Origin of the sequence: Corynebacterium freiburgense (genome assembly GCF_030408815.1) — a bacterium.
GTDB classification, from domain to species: Bacteria; Actinomycetota; Actinomycetes; order Mycobacteriales; family Mycobacteriaceae; genus Corynebacterium; species Corynebacterium freiburgense.
The window spans coordinates 2,204,639-2,221,498 of sequence record NZ_CP047355.1 but is presented as its reverse complement, the minus strand read 5'-3'; the positions used below and the strand labels follow the sequence as shown (position 1 = coordinate 2,221,498).

Annotated in this window: 11 protein-coding genes; 5 read left to right on the top strand and 6 right to left on the bottom strand. The window is 50.4% G+C overall.

The features are described 5' to 3' along the window. The first annotated feature begins 1 nt into the window (after position 1). Positions 2-3,787 (top strand): exonuclease domain-containing protein, encoded by a 3,786-nt coding sequence (locus CFREI_RS10010; protein WP_027011755.1) that lies wholly within the window; start codon positions 2-4, stop codon positions 3,785-3,787. Positions 3,788-4,194: 407 nt separating this feature from the next. On the opposite strand, the gene CFREI_RS10005 is transcribed toward CFREI_RS10010, so the two are convergent. The 4 genes from CFREI_RS10005 to CFREI_RS09990 are packed head-to-tail and all read right to left on the bottom strand — an operon-like array spanning position 4,195 to position 8,964. Then, positions 4,195-5,697: an ATP-binding cassette domain-containing protein gene (locus CFREI_RS10005; RefSeq protein WP_027011756.1), complete on the bottom strand. Its 1,503-nt coding sequence runs from the start codon at positions 5,695-5,697 to the stop codon at positions 4,195-4,197. Continuing rightward, complete coding sequence (locus CFREI_RS10000; protein ID WP_027011757.1) at positions 5,694-6,491, bottom strand: ABC transporter permease; 798 nt, start codon at positions 6,489-6,491, stop codon at positions 5,694-5,696. Before CFREI_RS10000 ends, CFREI_RS10005 begins: the two co-directional genes overlap by 4 nt. Before the next feature lie 8 nt (positions 6,492-6,499). Further along, entirely contained in the window at positions 6,500-7,441 is a 942-nt protein-coding gene (locus CFREI_RS09995; protein WP_035111309.1) for an ABC transporter permease, read from the bottom strand. Positions 7,442-7,443: 2 nt separating this feature from the next. Beyond that, positions 7,444-8,964: an ABC transporter substrate-binding protein gene (locus CFREI_RS09990; protein ID WP_027011759.1), complete on the bottom strand. Its 1,521-nt coding sequence runs from the start codon at positions 8,962-8,964 to the stop codon at positions 7,444-7,446. Positions 8,965-9,453: 489 nt separating this feature from the next. On the opposite strand from CFREI_RS09990, the gene CFREI_RS09985 reads away from it, so the two are divergent. Then, positions 9,454-10,011: a hypothetical protein gene (locus CFREI_RS09985; RefSeq protein WP_156907690.1), complete on the top strand. Its 558-nt coding sequence runs from the start codon at positions 9,454-9,456 to the stop codon at positions 10,009-10,011. A gap of 8 nt (positions 10,012-10,019) precedes the next feature. On the opposite strand, the gene brnQ is transcribed toward CFREI_RS09985, so the two are convergent. Continuing rightward, positions 10,020-11,429, bottom strand: coding sequence for a branched-chain amino acid transport system II carrier protein (brnQ, locus tag CFREI_RS09980; RefSeq protein WP_051255780.1), 1,410 nt, complete (start codon positions 11,427-11,429; stop codon positions 10,020-10,022). Between the two features lie 88 nt (positions 11,430-11,517). Here brnQ and CFREI_RS09975 point away from each other — a divergent pair, with 88 nt between their 5' ends. Continuing rightward, complete coding sequence (locus tag CFREI_RS09975; RefSeq protein WP_035111312.1) at positions 11,518-12,393, top strand: D-isomer specific 2-hydroxyacid dehydrogenase family protein; 876 nt, start codon at positions 11,518-11,520, stop codon at positions 12,391-12,393. Here the strand turns inward: CFREI_RS09975 and CFREI_RS09970 are convergent. Further along, positions 12,390-13,508 carry a MalY/PatB family protein gene (locus CFREI_RS09970; RefSeq protein ID WP_027011762.1) on the bottom strand — a complete coding sequence of 373 codons (1,119 nt, stop codon included), beginning with the start codon at positions 13,506-13,508 and terminating at the stop codon, positions 12,390-12,392. The genes CFREI_RS09975 and CFREI_RS09970 overlap by 4 nt on opposite strands. 232 nt (positions 13,509-13,740) lie before the next feature. Between CFREI_RS09970 and CFREI_RS09965 the strand changes: the two genes are divergently transcribed. Together CFREI_RS09965 and CFREI_RS09960 are read left to right on the top strand one after the other, a co-directional pair. Continuing rightward, on the top strand, positions 13,741-14,292 hold the full coding sequence (locus tag CFREI_RS09965; RefSeq protein WP_156907691.1) for a hypothetical protein: 552 nt from the start codon (positions 13,741-13,743) through the stop codon (positions 14,290-14,292). Between the two features lie 810 nt (positions 14,293-15,102). Next, a complete protein-coding gene (locus CFREI_RS09960; protein WP_027011764.1) occupies positions 15,103-16,857 on the top strand; it encodes a hypothetical protein in 1,755 nt (584 codons plus the stop codon). The last annotated feature ends 3 nt before the right edge of the window (positions 16,858-16,860 follow it).

Below are 16,860 nucleotides of genomic sequence, written 5' to 3'. Positions count from 1 at the left end.
CATGTCTCATCCTTTTGCTGTTGTCGATCTCAAGACCACCGGCTTCAGCGCCAATGACAGGATCGTCGAGATCGGAGTTGTGCTGCTTGAGTCCGATGCTTCTCGCAGTGGAACTTGGGAGACACTCATTAAACCGAATCGGAAAATTCCGAATCCGGACGTTCATGGGATCACCGGCCCAATGGTGGTGGCAGCACCACGCTTTGCTGAGATCGCCGAAGAGTTAGGCGAGCTGCTTCAAGATCGAATTGTGGTCACACACGATGCCCGACTGAAAATCCGAATGCTACGCCGCGAATTTGCCAGGCTCGGCGTCGAGGTCGATATTTCTCCGGTGTGTACCCAAACTATGGCAGCTTCAATATTGCCGGGAAAACCAAAAACCCTTGATGATTGCCTTGTAGCCATAGGAAAGGAACCATTAGATGAGCATTATGCGCTTGCGGTGGCGGAGGGGACTGCAACGCTCCTGCAATATTTCCTGCAATCACATCCGCTCCCGAAGGATTGCGCCTTAACGTATCTGCCACCATTGCCAACACCTGCAGCGAAACCTCCGCATCCGCGCAGTCATGGCAAAGGGTCTGGAGGTTCACAACCTGATGAAGAGGTAGAGCCACCAACGGAGGTATTCCGGCAGCCAAGCGTGGAATCAGTAAAATCTGCTGCGGCTACAGAAGTTACTCCAGAAGCGGAGGCTCCAACGGAAATATTCCAGCAATTACCAGGGCCTTTTATGGAGTCTGCGAAACCTTCGCGAACCCCGAAATCACGGCCGAGCCACCGTAAACCTACAAAGAAGCCTAAGCCTTCAAAAACGGAGGCTACGCCCGTAGTTTCGGTTGCGCCGGTAGCTGCTGGAATGAAATCTGCACCTGTTTCAGATGCGGTGCACGCGACCGATGTGCCGGAATTGGCATCGATTGCAAATATTGGGGCTTCATTACCTACCGAGGTTTTTGCTGCACCCCATGCGGAAATGTTTTCACTCCCGCAGGAAATTAAAGAAAATGTGGCTTTGCCGCTGCAAAATAAAGCTGTGGCGAACCTCGCGCCCGAGGCAAAAGCAAAAGTTGAAGAGATTTTTGAGGGCTTAGCTACCGGGCAACACGACGCCCAGACGGAAACGGAAATAGATCCGCTTGCGGTTTGGCTTACAGGAATCGCAGATCGGATACCAAAAACCGGAGATCGTGATGCTGATTACTACCTGTGCTTTTTGCGAGCAGTACTTGTTGATGGGCAAATTAGCTCAACTGCGGTAGAGGCATTGATGGCCTGCGCAGAAGCTCTGGGGATTAATCGAGATGAGGTGCAGGACCTTCATGGGAGGTTTGTCCGGCAGGTAGCCATTGAAGCATGGGTAGAGGATTCATTTAGCGACGCCGAACGGGGCTATTTAAAGCATGCCGCAACCCAGTTGGGCGTCGATACGCACCTTATTGAGGAAATACTTGCCGAACCTGAGGAAGATACTAGCGATGTCACTCCCGGAGCCTTATTTGCTTCCGGTGACCGCATTACCTTTACCGGAAACCTTGCCGTCCCTAAAGACGCCTGGGAAGCCCGTGCTCGGCGCATTGGCCTAGATGTTGGTGAAGTTACCCCAGAAAGCGCTGTGGTAGTAGCCGCTGATAAACACTCAACCAGTGAACGTGCCCGGCGAGCCCGCGAACTCGATATCCCCATTATCGACGAAATTTCCTTTGCAAGGCAGCTCAGCAGTTTTCATAACCAGCTCGCAGGCGATGTGAATGACCCTCCAAACAGCCTCGATATGGTGCTTTTCCCATGGGCCGCCGAATTCACACCACCCCCAACATCGGTGGGGGAAGTCGCCGCACTATGGATTTCAAATCATCCGGAAGAACCACTTTGCCGCATGTCTGCGGTACTGAGCCCCGACTTGATACCTGACGGGTTAGACCGCAATTCCCGAACCGTTGCAGGCTGGTTTGCAGACTTTCCCAACCCCCTTAATGCCACCGTGCGGGCACTATCCGAACTGCACGGAGTAGGAAAACTACGTCTTCAACAGTTCATTCATGCCGTAGTAGATACCGCAATTGAAATGGCAGAACGGCAACGCCAAGCCGAAGCCGAAATCAAAGCAAACTTCCTTGCCGATTATGAAGACGTAGATACCGTTGAATTCACTGCCGCTGAAGCATTCGCAGATATCGAATACGATGTTTCCGCTAGTGCCTCAAGCGGCTCTGCTGCCGAATATATTGTTGACGCGGTAGTAATCGACGAAACCTGGTCCGCTGCTCCAGAACTCAATGCTGACCTTACCCATCTCATCCAATGGTGTACCGTTGCGGGATATAGCCCAGACCTACCCGAGCCGGTAGTGCAGTGGGTCGATGCTTTAATCGAACAAGTGCCCGACCCTATAGAAAACGCTGTAGCGGCCGCACTCGCCGAAATAGATGCAATTGTCTCCAAAGACCCTCGTGGTCCAGTAATTTTTGCTGGGAGGCTCCAAGGTTCCCGCACATTAGACGATATTGGCACCGAACTTGGCCTTACTCGAGAACGAATCCGCCAACTTGAAAAATCCTTACGGCAACGCTTGACCACCGAATCCCCATCGGTGAGCCTGCTTACATCGGCAATAGCATATCGTTTCTTACCGCTAGCACCCTCCGCTGAAGTGGCAAAACTCCTTACTTCCAATGGTCTAAAAATCCTCAGTGCTGTTACCGATGTTTGGGAGTTGGAAGAAGACTGGGTATGTATTCCCGGCTTTGCTGACCAAGTAGCCGAAACATTAGCAACCTTCTCTGATGATTGGGGGGTTTGCTCCCTGCATGAAATAGCAAAACCCCTCGATGTGGCAAGCGAACTCCTTGCCGAATACCTTCAACGAGACCGCCGCCTGCGGGTAGAAGGTGACCGCATTTTCACCCGCAATGACTCATATCAAGATCGCGCCGGAGCTGCCCTTGCCACCGCAGGAAAGCCAATGACAGCCGATGAAATCATTGCCGGAATTGGCTCTGGAAATGCCCGCTCTATGTCCAACCAACTCTCTGCTGACCCTCGCTTTATGCGGGTCCGACCAGAAACCTGGGCACTTGCCGAATGGGGAATGGAAGAATACACCACAATTTTTGACTGGATTGCGCGCCGAGTCGATGCAGCTGGCGAAATCTCCCTTAATGATCTGATTCGCGACGCCCATACCATTGGCGCTGCCGAAAGCTCCATTCGAACCTACTGTTCAACCGGTGAATTTGTAATAGAAAACGGTGTAGTTCGCCGCGCCGAAGCCCCGGTAGTCAATGATGCCTCCCCAAGCGAAGTGCCAAACTTCTATCGCCGCGGCAAAACCTGGTCACTCCTACTAACTGTAAACAATGACCACCTTCGCGGCTCCGGTTTTGGAGTGCACCGAGGCGTCTGCGCACTTGTGGACGTTCCATTCCTTGGCGAAGTAGAACTACCCAGTAGACTCGGGGCACAGGCAGTTCGCTACAGTCGCGCCGGCAGTTCACTTGGCACAATCCGGCGATTCCTCCTTGACCTCGAAGTCATAGAAGGCGACCGCGTATGGCTAGAATTCCACGACGATGGGCACTTTGATATCACCAAAGCCACACCACTGATGGAAGAACCCGATGTAGCCAATCTTATGGGGCTTGACGTCAAACGCTCCGAACTTGTTGCCGCCGTTAATCGTTCGTTGGGGCTCCAAACCAATGCTCCACGGCGACGTGCAGTAGCAATCCTTCGGCACCGCTACCAAGATGACCTTGCTGACATGGTGAGGGAACTCGTATAAGAAAGCGGGTTCCGTTCCGACTTAGTTCTGTTCCGACTTAGTTCCGCTTTGGCGGGTGTTGTGGATCGGTCTGTGTTATCGACCGGTGGAGTGCTGTGGCTCGGTGGAGTGCTGTTAAGTGGAGGCGCTTTTAAGTTGCGCAATTCTGGTTACTAGGGGTTTGTCGCCGAATACACCATCTTGTGTCCAATTGGTGTATTTAGCGACACTAGCTATAAATTAGTCACTAAAAGCCTTGCGCGGCATGTTCCAACACTAGCCCCAAGCGCCCCAAAAAGCCCAAGCGCCCCAAAAAGCCCAAGCGCCCCAAAAATGCCACGCATGCAATTTGTTTTGGGGCCAGCGCAGTAATCTGCTCAGCAGTTGAGTTCAGCGAATTATTGCAGGGTGTTTTGTGGGTACCTCATTCACTGGGATTTACTGGGCAACGGAAGCGTTGCATTAAGAAGTTGCTTGGTGTACTCGTGTTGGGGGTCATTGTAGACCTCTGTGAGTTTTCCTTGCTCCACGATTTCGCCACTCTTGAGCACCAGAACATCAGTACATAGTTGGCGCACCACCGATAGGTCGTGTGAGACAAATACAAGGCTAATCCCATGGTTTCGTACAAGTTTATCCAGCAGGTCCATAACTTGGGTGCGTACTGAAACATCGAGTGCGCTTACGGGTTCATCGGCAAGCAGAATGTCTGGGTTGGCGGCAATTGCGCGGGCTATTGAGATTCGTTGGCGTTGCCCACCGGAGAATTCATGGGGGAATCGTCTGGCTGCGTCTGGTTCAAGGTCAACTTCTGCGAGTACTTCTTGCACGCGTTTTTGTTGTTCACTGCGGCTCATTTTGTGGAGGGGTTCAGCGATTGATCGCCCTACACGCATACGAGGATCGAGTGAAGAAAGTGGGTCTTGGAACACCATTTGGATCGTGGTGTTTTTGTTTTTGGTGACGGTCCCTGTGGTGGGGGTGTCTAGCCCAGCGAGTATTTTGAGCAGCGTTGTTTTGCCCGATCCGGAGCCTCCTACGATGCCTAGCCGTTGATGGTTTTGGAGTTTTAGGCTAAGCGGCGCGAGTGTTGTGGTGCCGCGGCGAACCCGGGAAATGTTTTCCGCGTGCAGTAATGTTTCGCCGTTTTGGTTGATTGCGTTTGCATATCGGGGTTCGCGGAGGTCGGATGCTGCGATGAGTTGTTTGGTGTAGTCGGCTTGAGGTTGTGTGAGTACACCGGTGGTGTCGCCTTGTTCGACGATATTGCCGTTACGCATAACTAAGATGCGGTCGCATGTACTTGCTACTAGCCCGAGGTCGTGGCTAATAAAAAGTAGTGCGGTATTGCGTTCCTGGACGAGCCGAAGAATAAGCTCCACAATGTGCTTTTGGACGGTTACGTCCAGTGCGGTTGTGGGTTCGTCGCAAATAAGGATATCGGGATCGCAGGCGAGTGCCATAGCAATAAGGATTCGTTGCCGTTGCCCGCCAGAAAGCTGATGCGGATATGAATTCGCCATTTCTTTCGGCAGATCGACGGCTGTGAGAAGTTCATCGATACTTTGAGTATTTCCAGGAAGGCTATGGGTTCGGCGAACCTCAGCGATTTGTTTGCCCACTTTCATAAGTGGATCGAGCGCGGACATGGGCTCCTGGAACACCATTGCGATGCGACGGCCGCGGACGGTGCGGAGAATACGGTCATGTACACCGAGTAGCTTGCCGACGCCCTCCAGTTCGATATTGCCGGAAGGGTGCAGGTTTTCTGGGAGTAACCCCATAATGGCCAGGGCAGTAAGGGATTTCCCGGAGCCGGATTCGCCAATGAGTCCTACGCGTTCGCCAGGTGCGAGTTTTAGTGTGATATCGCGAACCAGCTCGCGGTGCCTGGTATTGATATGAAGGTCGGAAACCTGTAGCAGCGTCATGCGGCCCTCCTAGTTTTTGGGTCAATAAGGTCGCGGAGACCATCACCAAGAAGGTTGAAACCAAGAACGGTTATTGCGATCGTAAGGCCCGGCCAAACGGCGAGCATAGGTTCGGAGCCCAGTGAAGCTTGGGCGCTTTGGAGCATGCGGCCCCATGATGGATCTGGGGGAGGGGTGCCAAGGCCGAGGAAGCTCAAGGCGGCTTCCGCAAGGATTGCTAGTGCAAAGGCGACGGAAGCTTGCACGGTAAGCACACCAGCGATATTCGGAAGGATGTGTGGAATTGGGGAACGTCCAGAAAGCTTGGCTGCGGCGATATAATCACGGCTCATAACTTGCAGGGTGCCGGAGCGCGCAACACGAGCGAAGCTCGGAGAAGCTGCAATACCAATTGCAACCATTGCAGAGATTGTGGAAGCGCCAAAGGCGGCGCCGGAGATAATTGCAAGTAGAAGTGCCGGAAATGCTAACAGCATATCGGCACCGCGCATAATAAATTGGTCGATAAGACCACGTTTCATGCCGGCGATCACGCCGAGTGGGATACCTAAACCAGCGCCAATACCCACGGCAACAAGGCCTACAAGAAGAGTGATTCGGGAGCCTGCCAGGATTTGGGAAAAGACGTCTCGTCCGTAGCGGTCTGTCCCAAGGAAATGTTCGAGTGAGCTACCCTGCAGACGGTCTTCGGGGATAACGTGTACGGGATCGTATGGCGTCCAAACCAATGAAAGGAGAGCGCCAAATACAACTGTGGAAACAATAATTGCTCCGATAATGCCACTAGTGCGCATTGTGTTTACTACTCCTTTCCAATACGGGGATCGATAAAATTAGATACGAGGTCAACGATAAGATTGGCCAACAGGGTAAGGAACACCAGCACCATGACCACCGTTTGGATGGTGATAAGGTCGCGGTTGACCACGGCGTCGAGAAGCATTGTGCCCAAGCCCGGAATAACAAAAACTTTTTCAACAACGACAGCACCTACAACTAGTGCTGTGAGTTGAACGCCGGTAACGGTAATAACAGGGAGGGCGGCGTTTCGTAAACCGTGGCGGAGCATTGCGCCAATTTTAGAAAGGCCGGTGGCACGAGCTGTACGCATAAAGTCTTCATGGATGATTTCGAGGACAGATGCGCGAACATAGCGGGTCATCATGGCACCTTGTACAGCGGCCAGTGAAATAGTTGGCAGAACTAAGCGAGCTAAAAACTCTTTAGTCGAATGCGCAGGCGGGACCCAACCATTAGCAGGAAGCCAACCAAGATTCACTGCGAAAGCGGAAACCAGCAGGATACCAGCGAGGAAACTAGGGATAGCAATGCCTACCTGGCTAAAAGCAGTAATAAACGCGCCGTCGAAATGGCGGTGACGCATGGCGGCCCAAGTGCCCATAGGAATTGCTATTAAGAGTGCTAGTGCCATACTCGATGCAACCAAAATTAGACTGACTTGAAGGCGATCAATAAGTAGGGGAGTGATGTCCAATTTATTGGTCAGTGAAACCCCAAAATTGCCACTTAATAAGCCGCCAATCCAAGTGATGTATTGGGTGAACAGCGATTGATCGAGACCAAAAGTTTGGCGGGTTTTTGCAAGAGCTTCATTATCGGCGTGAATGCCAAGCGCGATTTCTGCGGGATCGCCAGGAGCTACGCGCAGCAAAATAAAAATAATGATACTTGCAATAAATAGTGTGACGGCGAAACGTGTAAAAATACGGAGAACACCGGCCATAACTATTGTTCCTTCCGTAATGTAGACAGCTGTAATCCTTCGGCCACAAGATTGGCTCGAACCCCATCAACATTTGGGGAAGAAACTACAATATTCGGGTAATTAAAGAGTGTCGCTGCGCCTGCTTCTTCCATAATGCCGTCAACGGCACGTCGCATATGTGTGACTTGGTTATCGGGGGAATCAGAATCCGCTAACTCAAGTGCCTGGCGAACGGTTTCAGAATCAAAACCTAAATAATAATCAGGGTTGCCAAAAAGTGTAGGAATATCGCGTGCCTCGATATGCATAATGATTGACATATCGTAGTCGTGGGCCTTATGTACTTTGGAAAGCCAAACGGCGGGGAATTCGGTGGATTCAATTACCACATCAAGCCCTACATCGCGTAATTGAGAAACGACAATTTCGGACGCTGCGGTGGCATAAGGCAGCGAAGGTACAGATAATACAATTCGCTTGCCTTCGGCGCCGGCTTCTTTAATAAGCTCACGAGCTTTATCCGGGTTAAATGGGTAGCGGTCAGATTCCTCGTACCAAGGATCGGATGGCGGAACTGGAACACCGCCAGTATCAATTCCTTTGCCAGCCCATGCGGTATCAATAACGGCTTGACGATCGATAGCGTACAGCACTGCCTGGCGGACGCGGACGTCGTTAAATGGTTCGCGCCGGTTATTCATGCTCAGTAGCACTTCACCATTGGTCGTGCCTTCTTTAACCTGATAACTGTCTAATGTTTGCAACAATTCCGGTGATTGCATGGAATACACAACATCAACATCACCCGAGCGAAGTGCATTTGTTGCCCCGATTGCATCACTGAAATAGCGAATCGCGGCTCCATTATTTGCAGGCTTATTACCCCAATAATCTGATCGGGCAGCAAAGGAAAGGGATTGCCCAACTGCCCATTGATCAATTGTGTACGGTCCGGTACCAATTGGATTCGTGGCTAACTCGGAGACGCCATCAGGGCTCATCATTGCCCCAATAAACGTTCCCATAGACCACAACCAGCGGTTGCTTGGCCGAGTGAGCGTTACCTCTAAAGTATGTGGGTCAACTACGCGAGTTTCGGATACCACATCCATTTGTTTCTTCAGGCCATTTGTCCACTCTTCTGAGCGAACGCGGTCGATGGAGAACTTAGCGGTTTCTGCATTAAAGGGAGAACCGTTGGAAAAAGTTACTCCTTTTTGTAGGTGGAACGTATAGGTGAGCCGATCGGAGGAGACCTCCCAATCGGTGGCTAGGAGAGGTTCAACTTCGCCTTCGTCGTTAATTTTTACGAGGCCTTCGTACACATTTCCCATAAGAGCTTGTGGGATTGCTGCGCCAGAAGTTTTGGTGAAATCCAAAGACGCAGGAGCAGCGGCGACGGCAACAACGACCGTATTTTCGTCTGCAATGCGGCCTACACGCGCAGCTGTAGAACCTGCGGAGCAGGCGCTAAGCGTTGCCGTAACCGTGGCAGCAGCAATCACTGAAAGCGTGGCATTTGGGGCCTGAAATTTACCCATGTGTTGCAAGGGTAGTCGCTCACACTTTGAAATAAAGGGTTGGTCCGTTTACAGCGGGGGTATTTTTTAGAGTTGATATTCATCCAAATGCCTATCCAGTGTGGCAGCAAATTCTATACATGGGGGGAGCTGTCCAGGGTTTTCGTGTATTAGAAAATGCCACAACTGCCATTCTTAGTTTGCTGTAAGTGGTGAATGTCTTAGTTGCACGGCGATCAGTGAATTAGAATTTTGATAACAAATGGGAATCGGGGTGAATGCTGGCTTGTGTCTCGTCGTTGCTGGCTGCTGGCATTACTTTCTGGAGTCCAAAAAAGATTGGGTACAAAAAATCAATGATTCAGCAGGGTCGGGAAGCAATATGGTTTGCGGTGTATCTCGGCTGCTGCTGCGTTTCGACGTCCCGCCCACTCCAATGCAGTCGGGGGGTGAAGGTGCGGAGTGTGTTTGCATACTATTTTGCACCTAACGCGTAAAATAATGCGCACAATGAGTAATCTTCGAGTTCGCACTAGTTTTGCTTCGATAGCCAAGTCTCGAGCAGCTATTACATTTCTTGTTTTTGTAGTAGTAATGGCACCTTTATGTATCGGATTTTTGCGCGTGTATGCCACAGCAAGAAATTCCACATTGCGTGCTTTATATGGGCTTTCTGCAAGTTTGCCAGCTTTAGGAATTTTATTGGCGGTGTGTTGCCTGGCGGTAGTGATTTTAAGGCGCCGAAAAGTAGTTCTGGAAGTTGGGCCAGAGCTACATATTACTCGTAGTGGTGTTCGATTATCGCCCCAGCAGTTAACGTGTGTGCAAACATGGAGTAGAAGAACAGCGGCATTGGAATCAAGTACTTACTTGGCGCTTATTCCGGGACATATCGCGGCGCGAATGTCCTCTCGACTCGACATGGATACTCGCAGTGGCGCCCCAAAAGAACTTGAGGCATATATTGCGGATTTTCCTCCTGGAGCAAACCCAAATGTTTTCGAGGTTGTGGAGTGGATACAAGAGGAAAATCCGAATGTTAAGGTTGAAAAGCTCGGCCACCTATAGCTGAAAAACTACGATGTAGTATTCGAAACTTTCGGGGCGCTTTCCTGGGCAAGCGGTTGTGATTCGGTAGGGGACTCGGCAGGAGTTTTATGTGCTGGCATTACGGCTGTATCCACGCCAATGCCTAATGCGATAGCGGCTGCTGCTGGAAGCGCCCAGCCGAGATCTTGATCATGCATTGGCGACCAACCGATCAAAGTTTCGATAAAGCCACTTGCAATACCAAGAGAATTCAAACTCATAAGACCAGCCCAAACTACCGCTGTAAAGAGGCCGAATACAAATGTGTAGCGTAGTTTACGGCGGAATAGTGGCTCGATCAGGCTAATGAATACCAGGGTAATTGCAATCGGATATAGGAATCCGATAATCGGTCCGGCGATACTGAGGACGGCTTTGAGCCCTTTAATGGAAACGCCGAATGAAATAATTGAAAATAGAATTGCCCAATTCCGATAACTGATTTTTGGTACCAGACGATTAAAGAACTCGCTGGTAGCGCCGATAAGTCCAACAGAAGTGGTAAGGCAAGCGAGAAGCACAATAAGCCCGAACACGATTAAGCCTGGGGTGCCCATAGTGAGTTGGGCGGCGTCGGTAAGCAATACCGCGCCGTCAGAGTACTTACTCGGGTTTGGAATGATGTGCCCAATATATCCAAGCCCGAGGTAGATCACCATAAGTAGGGCGCCCGCCCCAATGGCTGCATATGATACACCGCGTACAAGAAGTTTGCTGTCCGTAATTCCCTTATGACGTAAGGAAGACACAACAACAATTCCGAATGCCAAGGCAGCGAGAGAATCCATTGTGAAGTAGCCCTGGATTAATCCAGCGCTTAATGGGTGATCCGCATATTCTTCGGTTGCTTGCATTGGTTTGCCATCTAAATACAATACCGAGAGTACAACCAATGCTACTAAAAGAATAAGCAGCATTGGGGTGAGATATTTGCCTAATTTATCTACAAGATTCGAAGGATCAAACGCTAGGGCGAGAGAGGCGCCGAAGAATAGTGCTGAAAAAATAACCGCTGCTTCGGTTGAATCCCAGCCCGTAATCGGCGTTACCGCAGTAGAAAAACTTACCACTGCGGTACGGGGAAGTGCATAAAATGCGCCGATTGCAAGATACACCAATACGGGGAATACGACACCAAATATAGGTCCACCCCTTCGGGCGAGATCGATAATGTCGTTGCCTGTGACTGCGACCGCGATCGTGGAAACCACAGGAAGAGCAACACCAGCAAGAAGGAAGCCGATAATTGCTAATGTAAAGCCTTCGCCAGCACTAGCGCCGAGAATTGGAGGGAAAATTAAGTTACCTGCTCCGAAAAACATAGAGAAGAGCATGAGAGTTGCCACTGTGATGGCCGACGCAAGAGAGGTCTTGGCAGCCGTGGATTTTTGGCCCATATGGAAAGCCTGCCTTTCACAACATTGTGGAATTGGCTTATCGTAGCAGGTAAAACTGGGTAAAGCCCCCGTGGTAGCATAAACGGGCATGAAGGTATATATAGGTTTTGGTTCGTACCCCCAAGTGGAGGAGGCGCTTCGGAGCGAAGGCGCACATATTGTTGATTCACTTGAAGCTGCAGATATTTTTGTATTTACCCAGGTACCCGTACGTCCGTTCCCAAAGCTCCCGGAAAATATTCAGTGGGTACAGCTCCCATTTGCAGGTATTAATGCGTACTTTCGAGATGGACATATTACCCCCGATCGACGTTGGTCAAATGCATCTGGGATTTACGGGAAGCAAGTTGCTGAATCAGCAATGGCATTATTGCTTTCCTTAAAACACTGCATCCCTCATATGGTGAGGACAGACTCCTGGCCGAAAGATTTAAGTGTTGATGAATCCACAAGCATGCTCCTCGGTACGCGCACGGCTGTTGTTGGTATGGGAGGTATCGGAAAGGCCTTGGAAAAAATCCTTCCTGTGTTCGATTCCGAAGTTGTTCCTGTAGGAAGAAATGATCGCCTTATCGACGTTGCAGGCGAGGTTGACCATATAATTCTATGTTGCCCGCTTACTGAAGAAACCAAACATATGGTGAATACCGAGATTTTTGCGGCTATGAAACCTTCTTCACTGCTCATTAATGTTGCTCGCGGGGAAGTTGTAGACACTGAAGCGCTTGTTGCAGCATTAAATAGCGGGCAGATCGCTGGAGCTGGTCTGGACGTAACAGATCCAGAACCCCTGCCAGACGGACATCCACTATGGGGTCGGAGCAATGTGGTTATTACCCCACATACAGCAAATACCCTGCACACCATGGATGCATTTTTGGCGCCAGTAGTTGCGGAAAACTACCGGCGGTTTATTAGGGGTGAACGTATGCTTACTGAAGTTGATCCGTCTCGTGGATACTAGTACGCATTTGCGAGCCTGCTAAGGCCCTCCGCCAAGACTTCTGGAGTACAAGCAAAGTTTAACCGTGCGTGACCTTCACCGCCTGGACCGAAAGTCGTGCCTTCGTTTAAGGCAACTCCGCAGCGCTGCAGGATATGGGCCGCGGGGTTGTCGGCGATGGGGGTTTCCCGGAAATCGATCCACATTAGGTATGTTGCGTTTGGTACGGTTGTGCGAACGCCTGGAAGGATTTTTGGTAGCTCGGTAATCAGAGTGTCTCGATTATTCACGAGAACGTCGATTTGTTTGTCCAAAAATTCCTGATGGGCTCGATAGCAAGCTTCAGCAGCAATGAGACCTATGGTTGAAACGCCTTCGCGAAGGATAGGGTGAATGCGTTCCCAGGCTTGGACGTCCTTCGGGTTTGAAAAGACCATTTGAGCACATTTCAATCCTGCGACATTCCAAGCTTTGGATGTTGCGGTCACAGTGATGGTGACTTCAGCGGCGGTGTCTGAAACAGATGCAACTGGAATATTGTGGGTGCCAAAAACTAAAGGTGCATGAATTTCATCCGCAATAATCCGAGCGTCATATCGGGCTACAAGTTCCGCCAGCTTGACTAAGTAGTCCTTTTCAAAAGCGAAACCTAGCGGATTGTAGGGGCTGACTAAAACGATACTGCCAGCGCCGCGTTGGAGACATTGCTCAATATCATTGAGATCGATGCCATGGTAGGCGTCGATAAACATTGTTTCACGTTTGGTCGCGCCCGTAAGTTCCAAAAATGGCATATATGAAGGGGTTGGTACGATAACAGCGCTACCCGGTCTGGTGAGATGTTCCACCGCGAGACACACTCCCCGAACAACATCAGGAATCGGAAAAACATGCTCTGGTTTGGGTGCCCAACCGTACCGTTGCTGGGAAAAAGTAACTAATGCGTCAGCTAATCCGTCGGAGGCCGGGGGGTAACCAAAAGCCTCGCGCTCGACGGCGTCGAAAAGCGCTTGTTTTACTTCGGGGCAGGTGCCGAAATCACTTTCGGCAACCCACATGGGAAGGACATCGGCTGGATATTTGGTCCATTTGAGAGTGCCGCGTGCTTGGAGTTCTTTCATATTTGGAAAACGCATGTTCCCACTCTAGCGGCGTAAGCGATTATCGGTCTGGAATATTGCCGGGTAGGAGGTACAGGCAGGCTTGTGTAGTAAAAATGCTGAGAATGGTGGGTTTGAGTATGCATAGAAAAAATGCCTTTGTAATGCAGGTATTTTGGTAATAAAAGGTCTAGGTATTCCGATGGATAAGTTGTGCGTATTAGAATGTCCTAAGGCGGCGCGGGCCGTAGGAAGGGAGACGTGCAATATGTCAAGGATGAGTGCACGCAATGCTTGGCCCAAGGCGGCCGGGCTTACTGTTATAACGGCTACTATTCTCGCTGGTTGTAGCGTATTAGATCTCCGTGAAACTCCGATCGCGCAAGAACCAAGTGTAACGGCAAGTGCTATCTCCCAGCCTACTTTTAGCGCAAAAAGTGTGGATCCTGTAGAGGCCGAAAGTATTTACGGTAAACATCATGATCCCGGGCTGAATGTTGAATGGACACTCGTTGGGGCTACATATGCGCCGAATGGCGGGGCTTCGGTAAATCTTTATATTAAGAACTTAAATGATGTTGCTATACCTCCAGATGCTGTGAATTCCCCAAAGTTAAAACTTATTGATTACTCAGGGAATGAAACCGAGGTGGAGCTCCTCGATGAGGTGACCGCGGGCACGCCATCAGGGCTAGATTTGCCACTCGGGTCAGGTGCAAAAACCAGCGTTTCGTATGTGTTTAATACTTCTGTAGGGAACTTGTATTCGGCTGAGCTGCAAGCCGGAAATGTGATTTTTAAAGGCAGTTTGATCGGGTAGATATGTAACTGCTCTCTGGTTTTGTTGGCTTTGTGGCCGGTGGTTTGGTTGTGTGCGTCCGGTGAACTGGGATTTGATTGGATCTGATTGAGAAGCGTCTGGGGTCTGGTTGGACTTTTGGGCGTTGGTTGGGAGGTGCTTAGCCTTTTCGGGCGCTGGTTGGACTTTTGGGCGTTGGCTGGACTTTTTTGGGTGCTGGTTGGGCGTGTTGTCACAGATTCCATTTTTTCGGCGGATTTTATGGAATCTGCGACACGATAGGTAGGGAACCTGTCACGAATTCCATTTTTTTCGCTGTTTTTATGGAATCTGCGACAAACCCCAGGTCAACAGTTGTGTACAACATGGGTTGCTGTCACAAATTCCATTTTTTCAGGCGATTTTATGGAATCTGCGACAGTAAGGATGAAAACATCACTAGTTTGATAGGGTAGACCTATCAAACCGCAGGGAAAGCGGCTCCAACCTCAGGAAACCAGCCCATGCCTTTAGCGAACCAGCCCATGCCTTTAGCGAACCAGCCCATGCACTTAGGAAACCAGCTGAACCAACTGGGAAAACCCAAGGCAATCAGTCTGCGCACCTAAAACTGGCCTGACTTTTCAAGGCAAGTTCAGTTTTGGACCCTTATGTAGGGGTGATTCGGCGACTATGGAACCAACCTGCACGGCCGAGGCGTCGTAAAGTTCAGTAGGTTGTTTTGTTGCTGCGTGGTAAGGATCTGCAGGCCAGCTATTGCGAAACTACCTGCTGTGTCAGGTATTTGTATGCCGATATATACGTACAACGATTTTTGCAAAGGTGGCCATTATGCAGCTCGACTTTGTACCAGAATCTGCCATGGAGCTTGCTGGAAAAATCCAACAGATTGAACAATTGGTCCAAAGTTCATTACGGCGTGCAGACTCCTGCCTCCTTGATGCATCGTTTTCCAATGTGCCTGGCTTGAATCAGCTGGGGCAATCACATGGTCAAGTGTTACATGGGGCGACCGGCTCTGCGTCTGAAGTTCTCCAGTCGTATGCCCAGCATATGGGATGGATGGCTGAAGCCCTTGCTGCAAGCATTGGCGCAGTTACTGAACAAGAGGCATATAATGCGCACGGAATCTACCATGCCGGAGAAGGCCAAGGCGCAATACAACAGGCAACTCTAGATACGCCTGCTCGGCCGCTAGTGCAATATGGCGCTTTTACTTTTGCGCCGCCGGTAACTGGTGGTGCGAGCAGTATTCAGCAATTAGCATCTGACTTTGCCGGAACTGATACGGAGGTATTATGTGAGGCCAGCCATATTTGGACGGTTATGTCTGGTGAGATCGCTGATGCAGCGCGTCAACTTCTTGGGGTGGCGGAAGAACTTCAAACCCTCCATAAAGGAGATATTTTTGAAGTAGCCGCAAAAGTGCTGCGGGCTGCCAGTGATATCGGGCTTAATTTTTCCGAAAACGCAGCCACTATGGCTGATACTCTCCAGCAAATCGACTCTGTGCATTCTTGGGGTTCCGGGGAAGTGGCAGTGGCGCAAGCGAAAATCAATGCAATCGAGGATCCAGCATTAAAAAAGCTAGCTGAACAGGAATTTCTGGCAAGTTTTATGGGCGGGGAATTTCCTGCAGCACTCCAAGCGGGAGTGCCTTTGATCTCCGGGCTTATGGACAGTGCAGAGGCGCAGATGATCCAACACACCGAGCCGGACTATGATGTGAAATCCAGCTCTGGAAATAACTTTAATAATTCTGGCGTAGCTGAATCTGGCTACCAAGAGTTTGGGAACTCACCTTCGATTTCTAAAGTAATGGCGGATACTGTTATTCATAGTGCGGAACAATTGCTTACTGACGGCAATCAACCACTATCAATTGGATCAACTGGTAGTCATCCGCTCGGACAAGTACTAGATGGTATCCAACGGATTTTCGGAAACATTGGTACGCACCAAGCTGCGGTACCTGGCCCAATTACGACTCCACATGCACCTTCCTTTGGGGTGCCATCACCATCGATGCATGCCTTTCATCCTGGAAATTATTCAGCAACGCCGTTTGAATCTTCCCCCATTGCAGCACCTCAGCCACAGAATTTTGTAAAATCCGGCATGAATGGGGTTGATCCAATAGCTACTCAAATCAAACACACATCCAATCCAGGACCAATTACTGGCGCTACAACACCGAGCGGAATCCAATCAAATGCCACAGCTGTGCCCGGTACGGTTGGTGGTGCTCCAATGCATTCTGTCTTTGGAAAACGCCCTCAGACAGCACCGATTACTGGAGGTCCGTTTCACCCAACTCCGGGAACTCAGACACCGTTGGGATCGGGAGGTGGTGTGGCAGGATCGGGAGGTTTTATGGGAGGGCAGTATGGAGTACGCGGGCACACTACTAGTGGTGTGCCCATGGGTGCGGTTGGCGCTCCGGGGGCAGGATCACAAATGCATCAATCCCAAGGAAAAGGCAAAGTACTAACAAATAAACTGGAACGAAATAAAAACGTACATGACCTTATTGGGGATTTGCCGCCTGTATTAGACGGTCCAATCGGTGCGTGGGTTCGAGAATAGCGT

Coding starts and splice junctions, on each gene's coding strand:
- CFREI_RS10010 (WP_027011755.1), top strand. CDS start 2: ATGTCTCATCCTTTTGCTGTTGTCGATCTCAAGACCACCGGCTTCAGC.
- CFREI_RS10005 (WP_027011756.1), bottom strand. CDS start 5,697: ATGACGCTGCTACAGGTTTCCGACCTTCATATCAATACCAGGCACCGC.
- CFREI_RS10000 (WP_027011757.1), bottom strand. CDS start 6,491: ATGCGCACTAGTGGCATTATCGGAGCAATTATTGTTTCCACAGTTGTA.
- CFREI_RS09995 (WP_035111309.1), bottom strand. CDS start 7,441: ATGGCCGGTGTTCTCCGTATTTTTACACGTTTCGCCGTCACACTATTT.
- CFREI_RS09990 (WP_027011759.1), bottom strand. CDS start 8,964: ATGGGTAAATTTCAGGCCCCAAATGCCACGCTTTCAGTGATTGCTGCT.
- CFREI_RS09985 (WP_156907690.1), top strand. CDS start 9,454: ATGAGTAATCTTCGAGTTCGCACTAGTTTTGCTTCGATAGCCAAGTCT.
- brnQ (WP_051255780.1), bottom strand. CDS start 11,429: ATGGGCCAAAAATCCACGGCTGCCAAGACCTCTCTTGCGTCGGCCATC.
- CFREI_RS09975 (WP_035111312.1), top strand. CDS start 11,518: ATGAAGGTATATATAGGTTTTGGTTCGTACCCCCAAGTGGAGGAGGCG.
- CFREI_RS09970 (WP_027011762.1), bottom strand. CDS start 13,508: ATGCGTTTTCCAAATATGAAAGAACTCCAAGCACGCGGCACTCTCAAA.
- CFREI_RS09965 (WP_156907691.1), top strand. CDS start 13,741: ATGTCAAGGATGAGTGCACGCAATGCTTGGCCCAAGGCGGCCGGGCTT.
- CFREI_RS09960 (WP_027011764.1), top strand. CDS start 15,103: ATGCAGCTCGACTTTGTACCAGAATCTGCCATGGAGCTTGCTGGAAAA.